Source organism: Hymenobacter coccineus (genome assembly GCF_001816125.1).
In the GTDB taxonomy this organism is placed as follows: Bacteria; Bacteroidota; Bacteroidia; order Cytophagales; family Hymenobacteraceae; genus Hymenobacter; species Hymenobacter coccineus.
The window spans coordinates 1-5,519 of the sequence record NZ_MDZA01000153.1 but is presented as its reverse complement, the minus strand read 5'-3'; the positions used below and the strand labels follow the sequence as shown (position 1 = coordinate 5,519).

The 5,519-nt window shown below is 67.8% G+C and carries 6 protein-coding genes; 5 read left to right on the top strand and 1 reads right to left on the bottom strand.

Features of this window, described 5'->3' with window-relative positions; translation table 11 throughout:
• The 5 genes from BEN49_RS27840 to ligA form a co-directional block, all read left to right on the top strand.
• Positions 1 to 191: hypothetical protein (locus BEN49_RS27840; RefSeq protein WP_158022823.1), on the top strand; the 191-nt coding region annotated here is incomplete at its 5' end.
• Positions 192 to 199: 8 nt separating this feature from the next.
• Positions 200 to 856 carry a hypothetical protein gene (locus BEN49_RS10550; RefSeq protein ID WP_070743076.1) on the top strand — a complete coding sequence of 219 codons (657 nt, stop codon included), beginning with the start codon at positions 200 to 202 and terminating at the stop codon, positions 854 to 856.
• A gap of 201 nt (positions 857 to 1,057) precedes the next feature.
• The gene (locus BEN49_RS10545) at positions 1,058 to 1,657 is read left to right on the top strand and encodes a hypothetical protein (protein WP_070743074.1); all 600 of its coding nucleotides are present in this window, start codon (positions 1,058 to 1,060) and stop codon (positions 1,655 to 1,657) included.
• A gap of 48 nt (positions 1,658 to 1,705) precedes the next feature.
• Positions 1,706 to 1,897 carry a hypothetical protein gene (locus BEN49_RS10540; RefSeq protein ID WP_070743072.1) on the top strand — a complete coding sequence of 64 codons (192 nt, stop codon included), beginning with the start codon at positions 1,706 to 1,708 and terminating at the stop codon, positions 1,895 to 1,897.
• Between the two features lie 148 nt (positions 1,898 to 2,045).
• Positions 2,046 to 4,136, top strand: a complete 2,091-nt coding sequence (gene ligA / locus BEN49_RS10535) for an NAD-dependent DNA ligase LigA (RefSeq protein ID WP_070743071.1) — start codon at positions 2,046 to 2,048, stop codon at positions 4,134 to 4,136.
• 149 nt (positions 4,137 to 4,285) lie between these two features.
• Here the strand turns inward: ligA and BEN49_RS10530 are convergent, their stop codons facing one another.
• Entirely contained in the window at positions 4,286 to 5,455 is a 1,170-nt protein-coding gene (locus tag BEN49_RS10530) for a lactonase family protein (protein WP_158022822.1), read from the bottom strand.
• Positions 5,456 to 5,519: the final 64 nt, after the last annotated feature.

The window sequence follows — 5,519 nt, the reverse complement described above, 5'->3', positions numbered from 1 at the left end:
CCCCCGGCCCGGGCTCCGATTTCCCTTCTTACCTGTACTGGCACCTGGCCGACCGCCGCGGCGTGCTGCGCCGCTACGAAGTGCGCGCCGTAACGCAGCGCCTAGTGCTGCAAGTGCCGCGCCGGCTGCTGCGCGGCGGCGATGCCCTGCGGGTTGAATTCAAAGGCTACACGGCCACGTACACGGAATGAGCCCACTTATGGAACAGCGCTTGCGCAAATTACTGACGCCGGGGCCCCTGGCCTGCACCCTGGCGGCGCTGCTGCTGCCGGGAGCGGCCCAGGCCCAGCAGGTGCTGCTGCGTGCCAACGTGGCCGACGATACCCTGCTGAACTACACAGGGCCCAACCGCCGCTATTTCGGCCACCTCTACGCGGGGGCGGGGCTGGTGGCGGGCCCCGGGGCCGCCGATGCGCCGCTGCGCCACGGGCCGGCCTCGTCGGAGCTGCAGCTCGGGGGGCGGCTCAAGCGGCGCTTCACCCAGAACGTGGCCGTGGTGGCCGATCTGCGCTACGCCTACCTGCGCTACAGCTTCGACCAAACGGCCGCCAAAACCTTCCCCAGCGCCGGCCTGCACCGGTCCGAAGCCCTGGGCCTGCACCAGGTTCAGGCCGAGGGCGGGCTGCGCCTCAACGCCGGCCGCCGGGGCAACACCGTGGGCTCGTACCTCGACTTGCTGGCCTGGGGCGGTTGGGTGGCCGGCACCACCCGCACCGCCGCCGACGACCCCGCCCCCGGGGGGGCCGCCCGCACCACCACTACCGACAGCGGCCTGCCCTACCTGCGCCGCTGGACCGGCGGCGCGGGGGCCCGCATGGGCTTCGACGCTACGCCCTGGTGGCCCGCCGCCGCTTGAGCCCCCTGCGCCGCCCCGGCAATGGCCCCCGACCTGCCGGCCTGGGTGCTGGGGCTGGAGATAGGATTATTTTGAAGCGCTGCGGAGGTAGTTTGCAGCATCTTTTGTCGGGCTTTTTTTCGTATATTCAAAAACCATTATGCGGCAGCCCCGGCGTTCCGGCATTACTTTTGAGTCCCTTTCCAAGTATCGTTATTCTCTATGAAATCATTTTTCCGCTACCTCGTGGCAGTGGCCTTGGTGCCCGCCGCATTTTCTTGCGCTACTACCGAGCGCGAAGCCGCTAATACCAACAAGGACCCCCGCACCACCTACGTGCCGCCGGCCCCCGGCGCCCGCAGCCGCCTCAACAGCCAGACTGTGCTGAACACGGTGCGCGCCACTCATACGTTTTCTAACCCCAAAACCCGCGACAACTTCACGTTGCAGCTGCGCGGCGCGCGCATCCTCACCGGCCAGGTGCACCTCATCGTGACCAGCCCCGGCGGCGATACCCTGCGCCACGAGGTGCTGCCCGCCCGCGCCCTGCTCGATGGCCAGGCCGAGGCCCGCCCCACCACCACCCGCGACCAGGAAATTGCCATCCTGCGCGGCATGAACACTTTTTTTGCCGCCAGTCACTTCTCGCAGCCCGCCGTGCCCACCCAGGAAACCCAACCCGCCGAAGTAGACGCGGCCGTGTGGCAGGCCCTGCGCGCCGACCCCAGCGCCGTGGCTTTCGACTTCCCCGGCCCCGACGGCTCGGAGCGCCGCCTGGCCTACGTGCGCAAGATGCGCAAGGCCGTGGTGCTGAGCCAGTAGGGCCCCTGTCCGTTTTGGTTTTAATACGTTTACCTGCTTTTTTGCCCGATGAAATTCTTCCTGTCGTTTGTGGCCGTTTTGGTGGCCATCCTGTTGTTTGAGCGGTTCTTTCCCTCGGCAGCCCCCATCAACCCCGTGCTGCCCGTGGGCCCCCAAGTGGAAGTGAGCGGCCACGGCGCCGACGTGCCCGTGGGCCCCGGGGCCCCGGCCGGCCCCGCCCCGGTGGCCCCGGCCCAGTAGCCCCGATCAGGTATTGAAAAGGCCGCCTTTGGGCGGCCTTTTTTGTGCGCCGGCCGGGCGGGGGTGCGTTACTTTGCCGGGCCGGAAGCCCCACGGGGCCCCGGCGCTCCGTTGTTGCCGCGGCCCGCGCCGCGCCCATTCTACCCGTATGCCCGACGCCATCCAAGCCCAGATGCAGGCCCTCACCGAGCGGTTGCACCACCTCAACTACCAATATTACCAGCGCGATACGTCCGAGGTATCGGACCAGGAATTCGACCGCCTGCTGGCCGAGCTGGGGGCCCTGGAGGCCGCCCATCCCGCACTGGCCCAGCCCAACTCGCCCACCCAGCGCGTGGGCGGCACCGTCACGAAGCAGTTTGCCACGGCCCCGCACCGCTTCCCCATGCTCAGCCTGGGCAATACGTACTCGGAAGACGACCTGCGCGAGTTCGACGAGCGGGTGCAGAAGGGCCTGGAAGGGGCCCCGTACCGCTACGTGTGCGAGTTGAAGTTCGACGGCGTGGCCATGAGCCTGGCCTACCAAAACGGGGAGCTGCACCAGGGCGTGACGCGCGGCGACGGCACCCGCGGCGACGTGGTGACGGCCAACGTGCGCACCATCCGCACACTGCCGCTGCACCTGCGCCCGGCCCCCGGCCAGCCCGCCGACTTCGAGGTACGCGGCGAAATATTTCTGCCCTTGCCCGTATTTGCCGAGCTGAACGCTGAGCGCGAGCAGAACGGCGAGGCCCTGCTGGCCAACCCCCGCAACGCCGCCAGCGGCACCCTCAAGCTCCAGGATTCGGCCCAGGTGGCGGCCCGCAAGCTGCGCTTTTTTGCCTATTCGCTGCTCACCCCCGGCCGCCACTTTGCCACCCACAGCGAGGCCTTGGGGGCCCTGGCCTCCTACGGCCTGCCGGTGTCGGATACGTGGCGCGTGTGCGCGTCGTTGGCTGAGGTGCTGGACTTTATCCACCACTGGGAGAAGCAGCGCTTTACCCTGCCGGTGGCCACGGACGGCATCGTGATTAAGGTGGACGACCTGCGCCAGCAGGACCAGCTGGGCCTCACGGCCAAGAGCCCGCGCTGGGCCATTGCCTACAAGTACCCGGCCGAGGCGGCCCGCACCCAGTTGCGCGAGGTGCAGTACAACGTGGGCCGCACCGGCGCCGTGACGCCCGTGGCCCTGCTGGCCCCCGTGGCCCTGGCGGGTACCATCGTCAAGCGCGCCACCCTGCACAACGCCAACCAGATTGCCGCCCTTGACCTGCGCCTCGGCGACACGGTGCTGGTGGAAAAGGGCGGCGAAATCATCCCTAAAATCACGGGCGTGGTTTTAGAAGCGCGGCCCGCGGATGCGGTGCCCATCGTGTACCCCACCGCGTGCCCGGCCTGCGGCACGCCGCTGGTGCGGCCCGAGGGCGAGGCCCACTTCCGCTGCCCAAACGAGCGCGGCTGCCCGCCCCAGCTCAAGGCCCGGCTGGAGCACTACGTGAGCCGCAAGGCCCTGAACATCGACGGGTTGGGCGCTGAAACGGTGGGCCGCCTCTTCGACTTGGGCATGGTAAACACGCCGGCCGACATCTACGACCTGCCCGCGCGCCGCGCCGAGCTGGTGACGCTGGAGCGGCTGGGCGAAAAGTCCATCGACAACCTTATTGCCGGCATTGAGGCCAGCAAGCAGGTGCCGTTTCCGCGGGTGCTGTTCGGGCTGGGCATCCGCTACGTGGGCGAAACCGTGGCCCAAAAACTCGCCCAGCACTACCGCGACATCGACGCGCTGGCCGCCGCCACGGCCGAGGAAATGGCCGCCGTGCCCGAGGTGGGCGGCGTAATTGCCGTGGCTGCCGCCGCCTGGCTGCAAGAGCCCCAGAACCGCGAGTTGCTGGAGCGCCTGCGCCAAGCCGGCGTGCAATTGGCCCTCACCGGCGAGGCCCCCGTGCTGGCCTCCGACCGGCTGGCAGGCCTCACGTTCGTGCTCTCGGGCGTGTTCGCCGAGCACAGCCGCGACGAACTGCAACACATCATCGTTTCGAATGGCGGCAAAATCACCGGCTCCATCTCTAAAAAGCTCAGCTACTTGGTAGCCGGCGAAAACATGGGCCCCGCCAAGCGCGAAAAAGCCACCGGCTTTAAAGTGCCCATCATCTCCGAAGCCGACCTGATGGCCCTGCTGCCCGCCCCCGGCGAAACGGCTGCCGACACCGATGCCCCCGAGCCCCCAGCCACCGGGGCCCAAGGCGAGCTGTTTGGGTAGAAATGGCGGGCCGGGCTGCCGGCTTTTCGCCGGCTGCCCGGTAATCGCTGCCCGGGGCCGGGTGGCGGATTTGCTATTTGCCCTGGGGCCCCCACCGACGCAACGATTAGCGGGCTGCCGGCGGAAATGCCGGCAGCCCGCGCCGTTTACTACTTGGTGAAATCGGGCACTACTTCCACGAACATGGGTGAGGGCACGTCGATGTGCTGGCCGGTGGGCGTGAGCTTACCCGTCTGTTTATCAACTTGGTAGGTGAAGACGTTGTTGGAATTTTGGTTAGCTACGAGCAGCACGCGGCCGCTGGCATCAAGGGAGAAGTTGCGGGGCGTTTTGCCCTGCGTGTCCACATCCTGCACGGGCGAGAGCTGGCCATCGGCGGCAATGGCGAACACGGCGATGCTGTTGCGGCCCCGGTTGGAGGTGTACAAGAAGCGCCCGTTGGGGGCCACGTGCACGTCGGCCCCGGAATTGTCGCCGCTGAAGCCAACGGGCAGCGTAGTAACCGTTTGCAGCTCGCGGAAGGTGCCCGCGGTGGCGTCGTAGGCCAGGGCCGTCACCGTCGAATTCAGCTCGTTGACCAGGTACGCGAAGCGGCCGTTGGGGTGGAAGGTGAGGTGGCGGGGCCCCGCGCCGGGCTTGGCCGCGAAGGCTGGCGCGGGCATGAGCTGCCAGCTGTGCTGCGCCGCGTCGAGGCGGTAGGCGTAAACTTTATCCGTCCCCAGGTCGGCCGAAAAGGCGAAGCGGTTGGCCGGATCGGGGAGCAGGCTGTGGGCGTGGGGCGTGGTCTGGTTGGCGTGGGGCCCCACGGGCAGCTGGTGCTGGTCGGTGGCGGTAGGGGCCCCCAGCTGGCCGTCGGGCAGCACTGGCAACAGGGCCACATTACCACCCGTGGCGCTGCCCATGTAGTTGGCCACCAAAGCATTCTGGCCGGTGCGGTCGAGGCTGATGTAGCAGGGCGAGCCGCCCGTGGAAGGCTGCTGGCCGAGCAGCGTGAGGGCCCCCGTGCGCCCGTCGATGGCCAGGGTGCTTACCCCGCCGCTGTGGTCCTGGCCCTGGAAGGAGCCCGTTTCGCTCACCGCGTAGAGGTGGCGATGATTGGCATCCATCGTTAAGTAAGTGGGCTGGGCGCCCCCTTTGTAGGCGCTCACCGCCGTTAAGGCCCCGGTGGCGGGGTTGAGGCGGTAGAGGTAAATGGTATTTTCCTGCGCCGAGGCCACGTTGGTGCCGATGTACACCAATTCGCTGGCGCTGCTGCTGGTGGGGGCCGTGCGGGCGCAGCCCAGCAGGCCGGTGGCAGTGGCCAGCGCGGCTACGGCCACAATAGAACGATTGAAAAAAAACGGGGGTTTAGCATCAGCGCAAAAGGGGAAAAAGGAGGGGAGG